15 protein-coding genes are annotated in these 15,586 nt (G+C 64.6%); 6 read left to right on the forward strand and 9 right to left on the reverse strand.

Annotated features, from left to right (window positions below; genetic code table 11):
- Positions 1 to 2: 2 nt before the first annotated feature.
- Genes CH296_RS01915 through CH296_RS01925 form a run of 3 tightly spaced genes read right to left on the reverse strand, consistent with a single transcriptional unit; the run spans position 3 to position 3,165 of the window.
- Positions 3 to 1,688: an NAD(P)/FAD-dependent oxidoreductase gene (locus tag CH296_RS01915; protein WP_094683898.1), complete on the reverse strand. Its 1,686-nt coding sequence runs from the start codon at positions 1,686 to 1,688 to the stop codon at positions 3 to 5.
- The gene (locus tag CH296_RS01920) at positions 1,685 to 2,536 is read right to left on the reverse strand and encodes a carbon-nitrogen hydrolase family protein (RefSeq protein WP_094683899.1); all 852 of its coding nucleotides are present in this window, start codon (positions 2,534 to 2,536) and stop codon (positions 1,685 to 1,687) included. The genes CH296_RS01915 and CH296_RS01920 overlap by 4 nt, the downstream gene beginning before the upstream one ends.
- A complete protein-coding gene (locus CH296_RS01925) occupies positions 2,533 to 3,165 on the reverse strand; it encodes a helix-turn-helix domain-containing protein (protein WP_094629375.1) in 633 nt (210 codons plus the stop codon). The genes CH296_RS01920 and CH296_RS01925 overlap by 4 nt, the downstream gene beginning before the upstream one ends.
- Positions 3,166 to 3,282: 117 nt before the next feature.
- On the opposite strand from CH296_RS01925, the gene speB reads away from it, so the two are divergent.
- A complete protein-coding gene (gene speB / locus CH296_RS01930) occupies positions 3,283 to 4,242 on the forward strand; it encodes an agmatinase (protein ID WP_032397611.1) in 960 nt (319 codons plus the stop codon).
- A 10-nt stretch (positions 4,243 to 4,252) separates the two neighbouring features.
- On the opposite strand, the gene CH296_RS01935 is transcribed toward speB, so the two are convergent.
- Both CH296_RS01935 and CH296_RS01940 read right to left on the reverse strand, forming a co-directional pair.
- Positions 4,253 to 5,152 (reverse strand): universal stress protein, encoded by a 900-nt coding sequence (locus tag CH296_RS01935; protein WP_094645437.1) that lies wholly within the window; start codon positions 5,150 to 5,152, stop codon positions 4,253 to 4,255.
- Positions 5,149 to 6,591: an amino acid permease gene (locus CH296_RS01940; RefSeq protein ID WP_094681582.1), complete on the reverse strand. Its 1,443-nt coding sequence runs from the start codon at positions 6,589 to 6,591 to the stop codon at positions 5,149 to 5,151. The genes CH296_RS01935 and CH296_RS01940 overlap by 4 nt, the downstream gene beginning before the upstream one ends.
- A gap of 177 nt (positions 6,592 to 6,768) precedes the next feature.
- Between CH296_RS01940 and CH296_RS01945 the strand changes: the two genes are divergently transcribed.
- The 3 genes from CH296_RS01945 to CH296_RS01955 all read left to right on the forward strand — a co-directional run bounded on the left by CH296_RS01945 (position 6,769) and on the right by CH296_RS01955 (position 10,033).
- Positions 6,769 to 7,983, forward strand: coding sequence for a CdaR family transcriptional regulator (locus tag CH296_RS01945; protein ID WP_094683910.1), 1,215 nt, complete (start codon positions 6,769 to 6,771; stop codon positions 7,981 to 7,983).
- Between the two features lie 354 nt (positions 7,984 to 8,337).
- The gene (locus CH296_RS01950; RefSeq protein ID WP_094683900.1) at positions 8,338 to 9,405 is read left to right on the forward strand and encodes a TerC family protein; all 1,068 of its coding nucleotides are present in this window, start codon (positions 8,338 to 8,340) and stop codon (positions 9,403 to 9,405) included.
- Positions 9,406 to 9,484: 79 nt separating this feature from the next.
- On the forward strand, positions 9,485 to 10,033 hold the full coding sequence (locus CH296_RS01955) for a Dps family protein (protein ID WP_032397614.1): 549 nt from the start codon (positions 9,485 to 9,487) through the stop codon (positions 10,031 to 10,033).
- A gap of 66 nt (positions 10,034 to 10,099) precedes the next feature.
- On the opposite strand, the gene CH296_RS01960 is transcribed toward CH296_RS01955, so the two are convergent.
- Entirely contained in the window at positions 10,100 to 10,561 is a 462-nt protein-coding gene (locus CH296_RS01960; RefSeq protein ID WP_094629376.1) for a hypothetical protein, read from the reverse strand.
- Between the two features lie 120 nt (positions 10,562 to 10,681).
- On the opposite strand from CH296_RS01960, the gene CH296_RS01965 reads away from it, so the two are divergent.
- Entirely contained in the window at positions 10,682 to 10,879 is a 198-nt protein-coding gene (locus CH296_RS01965; RefSeq protein ID WP_027496220.1) for a CsbD family protein, read from the forward strand.
- An 82-nt stretch (positions 10,880 to 10,961) separates the two neighbouring features.
- On the opposite strand, the gene CH296_RS01970 is transcribed toward CH296_RS01965, so the two are convergent.
- Together CH296_RS01970 and CH296_RS01975 are read right to left on the reverse strand one after the other, a co-directional pair.
- A complete protein-coding gene (locus CH296_RS01970) occupies positions 10,962 to 11,690 on the reverse strand; it encodes an EAL domain-containing protein (RefSeq protein WP_094656474.1) in 729 nt (242 codons plus the stop codon).
- Positions 11,687 to 12,943, reverse strand: coding sequence for a CdaR family transcriptional regulator (locus tag CH296_RS01975; protein WP_032398269.1), 1,257 nt, complete (start codon positions 12,941 to 12,943; stop codon positions 11,687 to 11,689). Before CH296_RS01975 ends, CH296_RS01970 begins: the two co-directional genes overlap by 4 nt.
- A gap of 348 nt (positions 12,944 to 13,291) precedes the next feature.
- Between CH296_RS01975 and CH296_RS01980 the strand changes: the two genes are divergently transcribed.
- Positions 13,292 to 14,488 carry a triacylglycerol lipase gene (locus CH296_RS01980; RefSeq protein WP_045196069.1) on the forward strand — a complete coding sequence of 399 codons (1,197 nt, stop codon included), beginning with the start codon at positions 13,292 to 13,294 and terminating at the stop codon, positions 14,486 to 14,488.
- A 42-nt stretch (positions 14,489 to 14,530) separates the two neighbouring features.
- Here CH296_RS01980 and CH296_RS01985 read toward each other — a convergent pair whose 3' ends face one another.
- Positions 14,531 to 15,553, reverse strand: a complete 1,023-nt coding sequence (locus CH296_RS01985; protein WP_094683901.1) for an LLM class flavin-dependent oxidoreductase — start codon at positions 15,551 to 15,553, stop codon at positions 14,531 to 14,533.
- Between the last annotated feature and the right edge of the window lie 33 nt (positions 15,554 to 15,586).

The following is a 15,586-nucleotide window of genomic DNA, read 5'->3' on the forward strand; positions in this document are numbered from 1 at the left end:
ACCTAGTCACCCAATCGAAGTGGTGCGATGGCATCGAAGACGTCGCCCGGTCCCGGATTGCCCTCTGCCGACTTTCCTCCCAGATGATGCACGACGCCCCACACCGCATTCAGTGCGGTATGAATGGCACCCTCGGCCCACCCCGCCGTCCACGAGATGTCGTCGCCGGCAAGGAAGATTCCTCGATGTCGCGGGTCGAGTCGGTGTTGCACGAAGTGCGTGAACAGCCTCTCCTGGTAGCGGTAGTGACCGGGCAGGTTGGCTTTGAAGGCACCCATGAAGTCGCGTTCGGTTTCCCAGGACAGCGTGACCGGCGTGGAGATGATGTGACTGCGGAAATCGACGCCGGGATAGATCTCCTCGAGCGAGCGCAGCATGATGTTCATTCGCTCGGTCGGGTCCAGGGCCAGCAGCTTGAGCGAATCGTCGGACCACGTGTAGGACAGGCAGATCAGCCCAGGCCTGCCCTCCCCTTGGTCGAGTAGGTAGGTGCCACGGCTCATCCGGTCGGTCAGCGTCATGCTGACCACATCGCGGCCGGTGACCGGATCCTTGTCCTTCCAGAAGGGCCGGTCGACGAGTGCGAACACCTTGGTCGACCCCATGTAGTGGGTGCGTTCGATGGCGGTCCAGTGGTCGATGGGAAACAGATCGTCGTCACACCTGATGTTGCTGAGCAGCATCCAGCTCTGGGCGGTCACGACGGCGGCCGCGTAGGTACGAATGTTGCCGCGGTCGTCGTGGATCGTGGTGCCGCCGTCGGTACGTCTGATCTCGGTGACACGCGACATCGTGGTGCCGCCGTTCAGCGACGCCACCGACGTTCCCGCGGGCCAGTGTGCCATCTTCGCCGGCGAATCGGTCCACAGCCGCATCGGCAGTTGCTGTGAGCCGCCGACGATTCCGCGGTGGTGGTCGTCCGCCGCCGTGATGACGACTCGAAGGATCTCGAGGATCGAGTTGGGGTAGTCGGTGTCCCATCCGCCCGTTCCGAAACCGACCTGGCCGAACAGCTCTCGCATCCGAAACGACGAGAAGTGTTCGGATGCAGCGAGAAATCCGTAGAAGGTCTGGTCGTCGAACTTCACGATCAGCTCGTTCCAGATTCGCTTGATCTCGGCAACGTCGCGCCTGCGGATGGCCCGCTGCAGTGGGATCAGTTCGGCGTGTTCCTCCAGCGTCCGGTTCCACGCATCGGCGACCTCGGCGAACACCGGCGGTAGATCCTCGAGCTTCTGGGCGTAGTGGCTCTCGCCCTTGAGGTCGATCACCGTACTGGGGGTCGCTTCTGCCAACGGGTTCGGAAACGGCGTCGTCTCCAGCCCGACTGCGTCGAGGTAGTGGAACAGTGCCGTCGACGACGGCGGAAACCGCATCGCACCCATCTCGGCCACCACACCCGGGTGCCCCTCGAACGGCACCGACCGCATCCGGCCGCCGATTCGATCCGATTCGTACACAACGGGTTCCAGGCCGAGCCTGAGCAACTCGCGCGCGACGACCATACCCGCGAGTCCGCCCCCGATCACCGCGACCTTCGTACCGAGGGCAGCGTCGGGAACGCCCCCGAGGCCGGCCGGGTGCGCCAGATAGTCGTCGTAGGCGAACGGGAAATCAGGACCGAACATCGTGAGCGGTTGGTCGTCCTCGGATTCGATCGCGCTGTCCGGGGTGACGGGTGTGGTCATCGGTCGGTCTCCTGCTCGGACCGCGAGGGTCCTGTCGGGTCGAGAACTGTCCGGTACAGATCGTGGCGACGATCGTCCAGGTGAGTGTTGACGGCGCGAGATCGAAGGAGTTCGGCCGGATCCAGATCCACCGTCAGAAGCTGTTCGTGCGCGCCTGCCCGCGCGAGGTCGGTGCCACTCGGCGCGACGGCGCAGGTCAGTCCGCAGTACGTCAGACTCGCTTCCGTGCCGCAGCGATTGACGTAGGTGACGAACAGTTGACTCTCGTACGCGCGCGTCGGAACGACGTGGGTTGCGATGATCTCGAACGGGGTCATCAGGCCGGTCGGGACGATCAACCACTGCGTTCCGGCGTCGGCGTGGGCGCGAACGGTTTCCGGGAATTCGACGTCGTAGCAGGTGAGCAGACCGCAGCGCAGTCCGCCGAAGTCGAACTGCACCAACAGTTCCGACCCGGGAGTGAAGTGCGCGCGATCGAGTTCACCGAACAGGTGGGTCTTGCGGTAGCGCGCCACCGACAGTCCCGATGCATCGACCACCTGCACCGCATTGAACACCACCTCGCCACCGAGCGTCGATCGACTGCGCTCGGGATATCCGTAGACGATCGCGAGGCCGTGGGATCGAGCGATCGTCGATACCTTCTCGAAGATCGGCCCGTCGAACGGTTCTGCTCGTTCGAGTACCAGATCACCGATGTCGTATCCGCTGGCCGACATCTCCGGGGTCACCAGGATCGATGCACCTGCTGCGGCCGCGTTTCTCGCTGCGTCGTCGAGTGCGGCGAGGTTCGCGTGGACAGCGCCGGCCAGTTCCGGCCCTTGATAGAGAGACACGGTGACGGTCATGGCTGCAACTCCTGTTTCCTCGTCGGCAACTCCTCGGGTAGCGCGGGTGCCAGTACCCACAGGACCTGAGCACCGTCTGCGCCTTCGGCTCGGAAACTGTGTCTGCGACGCGGCGAGAAGGTGAACGCATCTCCCGGACCGAGCAGCACCTCGTCGCCCGCGAAGGTGCCGTCCGCTTCGGCGTCGAAGGTCACCCGCAACTCGCCGGTGATCACGTGCACGAACGTGACGTCGAGCGGGAGGGTGTACGCCTCGGCTCCGCTGCCGCCACCGGCGTCGATGTGACCCAGCAACACCTGCACCCGGCGCTCCCCCACCGGCGTCAACAAGTACTCGGTCATCGCTTCCCCGCCGAACATGATGCGCGGCAACGACTGCGCCCGGACCACCTCACCGGATGGCGCGTCGTCGAACAGCGAGCCGACCGGAAGCTCCAGGGCGGCGCAGACTCGAACCAGGGACGCCACCGACGCATTGACCTGGTCGCGTTCGAGCTTGGACAGATATCCCTTGGTGACTCCGCAGGCGTCGGCGAGTGCGTCGAGGGTCAGTCGCTTCTTCTGCCGAGCCTCCTTGAGCCGTGCGCCGATACGCGGCGCATCGCCGACGACCGACGTAGCAAGGGACACTGCTCTCGCCTTCCAGGAAACTTGTGTTGACAAGATCGAGCATCAGAGTAACGCTTGCCGGGCGAACTGGTCGACTCGAACGTCACCGGACTGATGAAAATTCGGAAGGAATTCTCGATGAACCCGAGCAATCCCGAACACCCGCCGATCGGTCCGGTCGACGCCACCAAGGTCCCTCGCTTCGCCGAGCCGACCACGTTCGCGCGGCTGCCCCGTCTCGACGAGGTGTCCCGCGCCGACGTCACCATCCTCGGTGTGCCGTTCGATTCCGGCGTCAGTTACCGCCCCGGCGCACGTTTCGGCCCGGGGCACATCAGGGCGGCCTCGAAACTCTTGCGTCCGTACAACCCCGCGCTGAAGGTCTCACCCTTCGCCCGCCAACAGGTGGCGGATTTCGGTGACATCGGCGTCAATCCGTTCGACATCACCGAGGCCTTGACCACGGTGCACGACGCGGTGACGGACCTGCGCGCCGACGGCTCCTCGGTTCTCACCCTCGGCGGCGACCACACCATCGCCCTGCCGATTCTGCGTTCGCTCGCACGCGATCACGGGCCGATCGCGGTACTGCACTTCGACGCGCACCTCGACACGTGGGATACGTACTTCGGTGCTCCCTACACCCACGGCACGCCGTTCCGACGAGCCAGCGAGGAAGGTCTGATCGATCTCGAACGCTCACAGCACATCGGCATCCGCGGCCCGCTCTACAGCGAGCAGGATCTCGAGGACGATCGTGTCCTGGGCTTCCAGGTGATTCGGTCCGACGACTACGAGGTCGACGGCGTGGCCAGCATCGTCGAACGGATGCGTCGACGCCTCGACGGCGGTCCGGTGTACGTCTCGGTCGACATCGATGTTCTCGACCCGGCACACGCGCCGGGCACCGGCACGCCCGAGGCCGGTGGCATGACGTCCCGAGAGTTGCTCAACACCCTGCGCGGACTCGTGGGCCTCCACGTGGTCGGGGCCGACATCGTCGAGGTGGCACCCGCATACGATCATGCCGAGATCACCGGGATTGCAGCGGCACATGTCGCCTACGAGCTGTTGTCGGTGCTCGCCCTCAACCGGTAGGACGCCCGCCTCACCGTTTCGGCAACACCAGGATCGGCACCGGCGAATGGCGGATGATCTTGGTGGCGCGCGAACCGAGGAACACCCGAGCGATCGGCCCCAGCGGCCCGGACGATCCGATGGTCAGTACTTCGCCGTCCTGCCAGTGAACCTCGTCGAGGGCCTCGCGCCAACTGCCGGCCATGGCCAGTTCGGTCGTGACCTGCTCGGCCGAAAGCCCAACCGCGACTGCGTCGTCCATCGCCGCGGTCAGTGCCTCGGTCAACCCGACGGCGAGTTCTGCGGCAACGTCGTCCTCGACGCGTAGGCCGACCTCGGGCGGATACATCGTCGCTCCGCGGACGACGAACGACGCCAAGCGGAGCGGGATACCCGCGTCTCGGGCGAGTTCGGCGGTCGGACCCACGACGCGCGACGCCTCGCTGTCGCCGGAGAACGCGCACGTGATCCGGGTCAGTGTGGCGCGTTCGCGCATCCGATAGCCGCGGGGAGCGAGCGCCACGGTCACCGGGGACGAGTGCAGAAGCTTGTCTGCCGTCGACCCGACGACCACCTGCCCGAGAGCGCCGTCGCCCGAGGAGCCGAGAACCAGTATCGAGGCCGAGATGCTCTCGGCCGCCTCGGTCAACGCCGTCGAGACCGAGCGGTGTGCGAATCGGTGGAACGATGCAGTGATGTCGGGTGCCCGGTCTTCGAGGTAGTGGCGCGCTTTCGCCTCCGACTCGGCTGCAGTCGTCGCGGCCCAGTCGGCGAACTCCGCATCCACCCGTGCCATCGACGGAGTCGACCACGGTTTGGGCACCACCGTCGCCACATCGATGTCGGTGCCGAGCGACCGAGCGATCTGGGCACCGAGATCGAGGGCACCGACGCTGCCTTTCCCCGGCGCGAATGCGATCAGGACACTCATCGCAGGTCCTGCTCTGCTCCGCGCAGCGTCGAGTGGTGCCGACCCCAGAACCAGTAGAACGCCAACACCACCGCGAGCCAGAGCCCGAACCAGAACCACGTGGTCCAGTGCAGTCCGGACAGGATGTACAGGCAGGCGAGGACCGACAGCACCGGAGTGACCGGGTATCCCGGAACCTTGAACGGCCGTTCGAGATCGGGCATCGAACGGCGCAGCACGATCACCCCGACGGATACGACGATGAATGCGACGAGGGTGCCGATCGACACCAGGTCCGCCAGCTTGTCGAGCGGAATGAACGCGGCGAGGATCGAAATCACGACGGCGACGACGATCGTGTTGTTGACCGGCGTGTGCGTGCGGGGGCTGACCTTGGCGAAAGCTTTGGGCAACATGCCGTCTCGGCCCATCGCGAACAGGATGCGAGTCTGCCCGTACATCGTCACCAGCGTCACCGAGAAGATCGAGATGACCGCACCTGCAGCCAGAATCGTTGCCGGCCAGGCTTGCCCGGTGACGTTGCGCAGGATTTCCGCCAGCCCGGCTTCCTCCTGGCCGGCGAAGTCGGTCCACGGCTGCGTCCCCAGGGCGGCCACGGCCACGACGAGGTAGAAGACGATGACGACGATCAGCGCCGCAACGATGGCCCGCGGCATGGTCTTCTGAGGATCCTTCACCTCGTCGCCCGCAGTGGACACCGCGTCGAGTCCGATGAACGAGAAGAAGATCGTGCCCGCGGCCGCCGTCACCCCTGCTGCGCCCAGGGGCATGAAGTCCGAGAAGTTGCCGGAGTCGAAGGCGGTGAATCCGACGATCGCGAACAGGGCCAGCACACCGAGTTTGATGACGACCATGACTGCGTTGACCGCCGCCGACTCGCTCGCGCCACGAATGAGCAGAACGGCGCACAGCACGATCAGCACGACTGCAGGCAGATTCATGATGCCGGGGTCGGCGTCACCCGGCGCAGCCGACAGCGCGTGCGGGATGGTGAAGCCGAAGAGGTTGTTCAACAGCTCGTTGAGGTACCCGCTCCACCCGACGGCGACGGCAGCGCTGGACACTCCGTACTCGAGCAACAGGCAGGCGGCGACGCCCATCGCGACAACCTCGCCCATCGTCACATACGCGTACGAGTAGGTCGAGCCGGAAACCGGTACCGCCGAGGCCATTTCGGCGTAACAGATGGCTGCGAGACCGGCCGCCACACCCGCGGCCAGGAACGAGAGCACCACCGCGGGACCGGCTTCGGGGACCGCGAGCGAGAGCACGAAGAAGATGCCGGTACCGATGGTGGCACCGACGCCGAACATCGTCAGTTGGAAGGTGCCGATGGTCCGTTCCAGCCCGCCACTGCTCTGCTGGTCCGGATCCACGATCGGCTTCCTGCGAAGCAGTTGAGATCGCAGACTCGATGCAGGTCTGTTCGACGATGTCATGGCCGGCACTCCCAACGTGGAGACGAACGGTGCGGATCGGCTGATTGTGCTCCCCGATACCGCCTCTCGCACGCCGAACACGCGGTGGAATCGGTCGATTCCCACACCGGTCCGTTTCTTCGCCGCAGCCTCGATGCCTACCATTGGCCTCGAGTCGGATGGGAGACACGAGAACAGATGGCCACACAGCGCGATGCGCTACCTCTCGATTCGGTCGCTGCGCAGGCCGCGTCGGACGCAGGCGGACTCGACGTCGCTCTACTGGGCAGCTTCCTCGACGTTCTCGCCGACGCCGTCGATGCAGGCGTCCCACTGAACCGCGGGCAGCTGCAGGAGTTTCGAGCGCAGGGTGATGCTGCTGCCCGCGCAGGCGTCGCACTGCGGGCGTTGCTGGACCTGTACCTGACCTCTGCGTGGCGGCTGTGGCGGGAACTACCCGCTGTCGTCGCCGCCGCGGACGACCCGGCCGGAGTCGTCACCGCAGGCGAGGTCATGCTGCGCGCGGTCGACGACGCGGTGGCCGAACTGGCCGAGGGATTTCAGCTCGCCCGGCGCACTCTCGTGCGAGCCGAAGTACTCGCGCGCCGTGAATTCGTCGACGATCTGCTCTCGGGCACCTCCGATGTCGCCGGGGTCCTCGGGCGCGCGCAGACGTTCGGCCTCGATCTGTCGAGTCCGCACGTGGTGGCCGTGGTGACGTCGACCAAGCCGTTCACCGACGCCAGCTCTGCCATCTCCCTCGTCGAGCGCAGCGTGCAGGGCAGCAAGGGAGACGCCGAATTGCTCGTGGCCACCAAGCAGGACCGGTTGATTCTGGTGTTCCCGGCACCCGACCTCGACGCCGTCGACCATGTCCTCGACCGCGTCGGACGCGCCCTCGGTACGTCCAACTCGGCGTCGAGCGAATCGGTCGACCTCCGGCGCAAAGGGGAATACGGCCGGACGCAGATCGGGATCGGCCGCCCACGCAGCGGGGCGGTCGGTGTCGCCGCGTCGTATCGGGAAGCCCTCGACGCGCTCGATCTCGCCGCCTCGCTCGGGTTCGACGCATCCGTGATCGATGCGCGTGATCTGCTCGTCTACCGCGTCCTGATCAGTGACCGTGCGGCGATCGCCGATCTGGTCGACACGTTGTTGACACCGTTGCTGGGCGCGCGAGGCGGGGCGGGTCCCCTGTTGGAGACGTTGCAGGTGTACTTCGACACCGGCGCGAACACCGCATCCACCGCACGCCGGATGCATCTGTCGGTGCGGGCAGTGACCTACAGATTGTCTCGAATAAAGGATTTGACCGGGCAGAATGTGGGCAACCCCGTCGAGGCATTCGCGCTGCACACGGCGGTACTCGGAGCGAAGCTGCTCGACTGGCCCGAGGTTCGCTCGCCGTCGTAACGGGTACAGACTGCTCGAATTGCCGTAACCAGGCAACCAAATCGGTCGAAACGTGTCCGCAAAACGACCATGCCTGCAGGAAAGCGAACAGTCACACTGGAGTAGTCGCGGAATGACCGAGCGTTTTCCGCAGAGGCCCGAACGCACGGCCGGAACACCGGTAGGACGAAGACAGACGAGAACGAAAAGGAGCGTGTGACAGATGGCGTCGTTGACACAGAAATTGACATCGTTCGCTCGCAGCCCACAGGGCAAGAAGATGATCGATCAAGCACGTCGGTACGCAACCAAGCCCGAGAATCAGGCGAAGTTGAAGCAACTCGGCAGCAAATTCACGAATAGAGGTGGCCGTTCATGAACGTCGTCCCGTGGTGGGCATGGGCGGCATTCGGTGCCGTCGTCCTCATCCTGTTGGCCATCGACCTGTTGGCGCACCGCGGTGCGCACATCATCGGCTTCAGGGAAGCCGCATGGTGGAGCGCACTGTGGGTCGGCGTGGCGATCATCTTCGGCATCGTGGTGTTCTTCACGTTGGGAACCACGGCCGGAGTCGAGTACACGACGGCCTGGTTGCTCGAGAAGAGTCTGTCCGTCGACAACCTCTTCGTCTTCGCGCTGATCTTCGGCTACTTCAAGGTTCCCCGTGAGTACCAGCACCGGGTGCTGTTCTTCGGTGTGATCGGTGCCCTCGTCTTCCGCGCGATCTTCCTGGCCGCAGGTGTGGCCATCGTCAGCAAGTTCGCTGCCGTTCTGTTCGTCTTCGCAGCGATCCTGCTCTACAGCGCCTACAAGCTGATGAAGGACGAGGACGACTCGTACGACCCGAGTACCTCGATCGCAGTTCGCCTGCTTCGCAAGATCATTCCTGTCCGCGACGAATACGAAGGAACCAAGTTCTTCGTCAAGGAAGCCGGCAAGCGGGTGGCCACACCACTTCTCGCCGTCGTGGTGGCGATCGAAGCCGCCGACCTGGTCTTCGCCGTGGACAGCGTTCCTGCCGTCCTCGCGGTGACCGACGACCCGTTCATCGTCTACTCCTCGAACGCGTTCGCCATCCTCGGCCTCCGCGCCCTGTACTTCCTGCTCGCAGGGTTGCTCGAGAAGTTCCACTACCTGTCCAAGGGACTGGCGATCATCCTCGCCTTCATCGGCGTCAAGCTGATCCTGCAGGCCGGACACAAGGTGATCAGCACATCGATCCCCGAGATCCCGTCTCTGGTCAGCCTGGTGGTCATCATCGTGGTCCTGGCAGGCTCGATCATCCTGAGCCTGAAGAATCCTCCCGAGGAAGACACGGCAGACGCGATCGACCAGGTCGCTGCCGACAGCCCGATCGTCGATCCGACGAACGGAACCTCCTCGGCCGGCACCTCGTCGACCGGAACGTCGGGCACGGACTCGCCGAGACTCGACAAGTCCTGACCGCTCACCACACATGCCCCGCCGAATTCGATTCGGCGGGGCATGTTTGTGTTCCGAGGGGACGGGGCAAACAACGCGCATGGCTGAAAAGAACTCGTACACCGTTCCCGGACTCACCTCGGAAGTGGGCGCGCGCGTCGCCGCGATCCTTCAGGATCGACTGAACGCCTACAACGATCTCCATCTGACTCTCAAGCACATTCACTGGAATGTCGTCGGACCCAACTTCATCTCGGTACACGAGATGCTCGATCCTCAGGTCGAAGCAGTTCGCGGTTTCGCGGACGACGTCGCCGAGCGCATCGCGACCCTCGGCTCCTCGGCCAAGGGCACACCGGGCACCATCGTCTCCGAGCGCAGCTGGGACGACTACTCGATCGGTCGCGCGACGGCCATCGAGCACCTCGGTGCACTCGACCTGGTGTACACCGGGGTCATCGAGACCACTCGCAAGAACATCGAAGAGGTCGGCGAGATCGACCCGGTGACCGAGGACATGCTGATCGGTCAGAGCGCGCAGCTCGAACTCTTCCACTGGTTCGTGCGGGCACACCTGGAGAATTCCGGTGGTCAGCTCTCCACCGCCAACGCGACCAGCGAGGTCGACGCGGCGAAGCAAGCAGGCTAGACACCGTCCATCCGAACACTGATCTCGCCGTGACCCGGCGAGGTCGGTGTTCGTCGTTTCGAAGGGTCAGTCGGTCGGCCTGGCCTCGTGCCCGCTGCGGCCGTGGGTTCGACGCTTCTCCTTCATCTCGGCCTCGAAGACGTGGCGACGCCCGTCCATCAACTCGTTTCGCACCGCACGATCGTGTTCGCGCAACGGGCCCCAATATCCGTCGTCGAATTCTTCGACCAGCTGAAATGTCCACCGCCCCGGTGCGATGTTACGACCGACCATGTCCGTGTCGATCCGCTCTGATGCAGTGGTGTGGCCTGCATCGGCAAGTGCATCGACCGCGTCGCCGAGCAGCAGATCTGCGTGCCCCATCAGCTGGTGAAACGAGTAGAGATGCCCACGAGCACGCTCGACACATTCGAGGGCCTCGGAGAGCTTTCCCACCGCGGCCACTGTCGCGTCGTCCACGCCGCTCGGGCGCTGGTGTTCGGGCGAGGGCGTCTCGGAGGCCGACTCGGCGTCGTTGTGTTGATCCATGGAGCGCGCTTACCCGAATCGGCCCGGCACAACCCGGACGCGCTGTGCATGATTACCGACTCCGATCGCGGGTATAGCTCTCCCCGAACGGACGAAGACAATCGATTTCGAGGAGTTCTCATGGCTGATTTCATCGACAAGGCAAAGCACAAGGCAGAAGAGCTCGTGGGCGAAGCCAAGGAAAAGATCGGCCACAAGACCGACAACGACGATCTTGCTGCCGAAGGCGCAAAGGATCAGGCGTCGGGCAAGACCAAGCAGGTCGGCGACGACGTCTCGGACGCTGCAGGCAACATCAAGGACAAGTTCACGAACTGATCGTCTCGATCGGTCGAATCGAAACCCCGCACCCAGGCCTCGGCCGTCGCAGGTGCGGGGTTTCCTCGTTGCAGGCCACCGATCAGATCGGCGGATTCGGCAACGGCAATGGACGGCCGAACAACCAACCCTGACCGAGGGTTGCTCCCAGAGACTTGGCACGACGCAGATGACTGTGGGTTTCGATTCCTTCGGCCAGTAGGACTGCATCGCTCGTGCGGACGTACGCGCGCACCTGCCGCACCGCGGCACGCGACCGATACGGAGATCGGATGATCGACGCGTCGAGTTTGACGATGTCCGGCGCGACGGCGGCCAGCAGTTCCAACGTCGCGGGCGTGGCACCCACGTCGTCCATGGCCACCGACATGCCGCGAGCGCGGGCTCCTCGAACCAGGGCCATCAGCAACGGGACGTTTCGGTCGAGGTCTCGCTCGGTGATCTCGAGTACGACGTCGAGATCGTCACCGATCGCATCGAGGTGGGTGGCGACGTCACGTTCGTCGGCGAAACAACCCGGCTCGATGTTGAGAAAGAAGCGCACCCGACGCGAATACGCGCACTCGCGTGCTGCCCGCAACGCGGCGGCGCGACACGCCACATCGACGCGACCCACCATCCCACGCTCTCGTGCCAGCGCGAAGACGTCTTCGGGAACGGCCAGGCTCGGAGACGGCCACCTGGCCAGGGCCTCGTATCCCACGACGGTACCGGTGGCGAGTTCGACGACGGGCTGGAAGAGAGCAGCGACGGACTCCACCGAATCGAGCGCCGCCGATGCTGCCAGCACCGCGCCGTCCGGCGCAGTCACAGTGATCGCTCGTCCACCGGAACGCGGCGGGCCTCGAGGCGGTCGGCGATCAGCGCGGCATGCAGTCTTCGCAGTCCGGACGGCTTCATCGGATCGAGCCCGGTGAGCTGCTCCACCCTCTTCAAGCGGTAGTCGACGGTGTTGGGATGCACCGTCAGCCAGGTGGCCGTCTTCTTTCGGTTGGAGTCCGAGTCGACGAACGCTTGCAGCGTCGGCAACAGATCGACGGAATCGCGCAGCGGATCGATCAGTGTCACGAGATGTTTGCGACCCAGGCCCGGCCTGCTCACCTGGTACTCGAACACGAGATCCGACATCCGGTAGGTCCCGGGTGCGTATCCGAGTCGACGCACCAGACCGAGCAGTTCGTACAGGTGGGGCGCGGTCGTGGCGATGTCGTCGACCGCGGCCGACCCGGTCGTCGCGGTCATCACCACCTGACCCGCGTCGGCGAGACGATCGACGAGTTCGCCGATGTCGACACCGGGAACATCGGGCAGCAGGACGGTTCCGCCGGTGGGGCTGATCGAGGCGATGGGCAGGTACTCCGCGTCGAACGTCGCCAGCGCCGAGTGCATTCTTCGCAGCTTTCGAGCCGCCGTCATCGCCGCGTCGATCCGTCGGCCACCCTCTTCGGCGTGCGCCGGAATGTGCAGGGCGACAACGTGATAATCCTCGGCAAGCAGCGTACCCATCCGGTCGGCGATCTTACGAGCCGTACCGTCACCGGTCAGCAACGCGTCGAGCAGTTCCACGTCGTGACGGGGACCGTTCTGGGTCAGCGTCCGAAATTCGACCAGGTAGGCGTCGGACACCGCCGCGGTGACGACGTCCAACAGTTCCATGACCAGGACGGTTCCCTCGACCAGCCGATCGCCCGCGTCCTCGTCGACCGAACGGGACGCCTGTCGCACAGCGAGTGCGCAGCCCTCGTTGATGGCATGTTGGATCCGGCCGAGCGGTACACCGTCTCGGGCCCATCGGGTTGCCGCGTCGCGAAAGACGTCCATGGCACCGGGTATCGGTAGCCGACCGGATTCGAGGACACCGGTCGCCAGTTCGCAGCAGGTCGTCGTCATGTCGTCGAGCTCACCGCGGGCACACTCGCGCGGTGGTGGTGTGTCCTCGGGTTCACCGAAGTACTGATCCAACATGCGTGCGGCTGTCTCTCTCGGCGTCCGCAGACGGTCGGAGGCCCGCCGCCCGCTGACGTACTCCTCTTGCGACACGTGCACGCTCTCTGCTGCCGTCACCGAAGACCCCACCCCTCGAAACTCGACACCCTCTTCGGGTTCGCTTCCCCGTCCGACCGGCTCCTCTACGGATCGCTCGGTCTCACCGTCGCGCGTGCAGCCACATCGAGCGAGACCGGGCGGCAGACACACGAACAGTAGAACAAAAATCAAACCTGTGGATTGTTTTACCGAATATATCCGGCAGTCCATCCAGATTCGTCCCCCGGAGCTCAATTGTGACGATTTCTCACAGATGACGCGTCGGTTGCGGCCAGATTCCAAACGCCTGGCAGGAGGGCGCATACGACCCGAATCCGCACCTACTGTTCCGCCTTGTCCATCAACCCTCGTCGAAAGTCAGGCTCCATGACCACTTCTCGGTCCACCCTCCGCGCAACGCGGAAGGCAGCGACGGTGCGCGCTGCGATGATCGCGGCAATGGCGTGCTCACTCACCCTCGGTGCCGGTGTCGCAGCACAGGCACAGCCCGCGCCCGCACCTGCCCCGCCTGCCCCGCCTGCCACCGTGCAGGGTGCCACTGTCGTTCCCCCCGGCCCGACCGAGGCATCACCGAAGGCAGCCGACCAGGGTATCGCCCAGCCGAACATCCAATCGGCCGCTCCCGCGACCGTCACTTACGACCCACGGACCGAGACCACGGGTTACGGACCGGAACAGAAGAACTTCCTGGCCGGATTCCTCTACAGCATCGTCAATCCCAATGTCGCACCTCAGGGTGCCAACGACTGGAACTGCAAGCCGTCGGCGGCACATCCGCGTCCGGTCGTGCTGCTGCACGGCACCTGGGAGAACGCCTACAACAACTTCGCGCGGATGTCGCCTGCGCTCAAGAAGGAGGGCTACTGCATCTTCGCGCTGAACTACGGTGACAGCGACCCGAGCATCGTCGGCAACCTCCCGTCACTGCGCGGTACCGCATCCGTTGCATCCAGCGCGAAGGAGATCGCCACGTACATCGACGCCGTGCGTACCGCGACCGGTTCTGCGCAGGTCGATATCGTCGGCCATTCCCAGGGCGGACTCGTCACCCGCCAGTACCTTCGCTTCGAGGGTGGTGCCAACCCCGCCGATCCGACCAAGAACAAGGTGAACACCGTCGTGAGCGTCGCCGGGTCCAACCACGGCACCACTCTCGTCGGAATCGGCACGCTCGGTCGCACGATCAACAACCTGGGTCTGAACGTGCTCGGCGTTGTCGGTGCCATCGCCGGACCCGCAGCCTCGGACCAGGTCATCGATTCCGCTCTGGTCAAGGGATTGGCAGTGGGCGGCGACACCGACCCCGGCATCAAGTACACCGTGATCGGTACCAAGTACGACGAGGTGGTGACCCCCTACAAGACGACGTTCCTCACCGCGGGTCCCGGTGCCACCGTCAACAACGTCACGTTGCAGGACGGCTGCGGCATCGATCTGTCCGATCACCTGTCGATCTCCGTCTCGCCTCGAGCGATCGGCATCGTGAAGAACGCACTGGATCCGAAGGGCTTCCCCACGAAGTCGATCCCGTGTGCCTTCAACTCACCGATCACCGGCGGCTAGTCACACCTGGGTGAGGGCGATCGGGCACCGACCCGATCGCCCTCACTGCTGTGCAGGTGCCCATCCGAGTGCGGGCCCGAGCGTGTGTGCCATGTCGGTCAGAATCTGCACGTAGTCCTCGTGGTCGAAGCTGAACGGCAGTGCGAACGCCACCTCGTCCACCTCACGAAAAGACTTGTTTGCGTACAACTTCTCGGCGATCACGTCCGAAGTCCCGACGAGGTCGGGCGCGAACATCATCCGAGCCGGACCCTGTGGCTCGAGCGTGCGTGCCGATCGCCCACGCACGTACTCCTCGTACTTGGCCGTCTGCGACGGGCTCGCACTGTCGGTCGGGATCACCACCAACCCTTGCGAGACCCTCGCATCGTTCCCGGCCGGGTGAAACCGACGAAAGCGCCGGATGTGGGAGAGCTGGATGTCGTCGAAATCGGTCGACTCCTCGGCGCGCACCACGCTGCTGACCAGAAGATTCATCTCGTTCTCACCGGCCCACTGCGCCGACCGCAGGCTCGCTCCCCCGTACCACATCCGACCACGCAGACCGGGTGAATGCGGCTGCACGCGAGCGGAATACGACTCGATGCCCTCGGTCCCCGACCACGTCGACGCCGGCTCCCCGGCGACGAACCCGAGTAGCCTCGATACCCGTTCGTACCCGAAATCCTCGGTATCCGCGGTGTCGGGATAGAGCGAATGCTTGACCCGGTCGAACTGCATCGGTTGTCCCACACTGACTCCGGGATTGATCCGCCCACCGGACAACACGTCGACCGTCGCCAGGTCCTCTGCCAGTCGCAGTGGGTTCTCCCAACCCAGTGGCGTCACTGCTGTACCGAGCGCTATCCGATGGGTCCGCTGCGACGCCGCAGCCATGACTGCGACGGGCGACGATATTCCGAACTGCAGGTGGCGATGCCGAAGCCATGCACTGTCGAAGCCGAGCTGCTCGCCGAGTTCGATGATGTTCAACGTCGATTCGTGGCCGCGTGCTGGATCGGACTCGTCGAAGAGCCCGATCGTGAGAAATCCGAGCGAAAGCAACGGGTGAGAAGGCGTAGGCACGTCCAGACTCCATTCGGCCGAATTTGGACCCAG

The sequence above is a fragment of the Rhodococcus sp. 14-2496-1d genome, assembly GCF_002259365.1.
Taxonomy (GTDB): Bacteria; Actinomycetota; Actinomycetes; order Mycobacteriales; family Mycobacteriaceae; genus Rhodococcoides.

Excerpts from the sequence above, each read along its gene's own strand:
- CH296_RS01980 (WP_045196069.1), top strand. The coding sequence starts at position 13,292 with ATGACCACTTCTCGGTCCACCCTCCGCGCAACGCGGAAGGCAGCGACG.
- CH296_RS01945 (WP_094683910.1), top strand. The coding sequence starts at position 6,769 with ATGGCCACACAGCGCGATGCGCTACCTCTCGATTCGGTCGCTGCGCAG.
- CH296_RS01915 (WP_094683898.1), bottom strand. The coding sequence starts at position 1,688 with ATGACCACACCCGTCACCCCGGACAGCGCGATCGAATCCGAGGACGAC.
- CH296_RS01965 (WP_027496220.1), top strand. The coding sequence starts at position 10,682 with ATGGCTGATTTCATCGACAAGGCAAAGCACAAGGCAGAAGAGCTCGTG.
- CH296_RS01920 (WP_094683899.1), bottom strand. The coding sequence starts at position 2,536 with ATGACCGTCACCGTGTCTCTCTATCAAGGGCCGGAACTGGCCGGCGCT.
- CH296_RS01950 (WP_094683900.1), top strand. The coding sequence starts at position 8,338 with ATGAACGTCGTCCCGTGGTGGGCATGGGCGGCATTCGGTGCCGTCGTC.
- CH296_RS01940 (WP_094681582.1), bottom strand. The coding sequence starts at position 6,591 with ATGACATCGTCGAACAGACCTGCATCGAGTCTGCGATCTCAACTGCTT.
- CH296_RS01935 (WP_094645437.1), bottom strand. The coding sequence starts at position 5,152 with ATGAGTGTCCTGATCGCATTCGCGCCGGGGAAAGGCAGCGTCGGTGCC.
- CH296_RS01960 (WP_094629376.1), bottom strand. The coding sequence starts at position 10,561 with ATGGATCAACACAACGACGCCGAGTCGGCCTCCGAGACGCCCTCGCCC.
- speB (WP_032397611.1), top strand. The coding sequence starts at position 3,283 with ATGAACCCGAGCAATCCCGAACACCCGCCGATCGGTCCGGTCGACGCC.
- CH296_RS01955 (WP_032397614.1), top strand. The coding sequence starts at position 9,485 with ATGGCTGAAAAGAACTCGTACACCGTTCCCGGACTCACCTCGGAAGTG.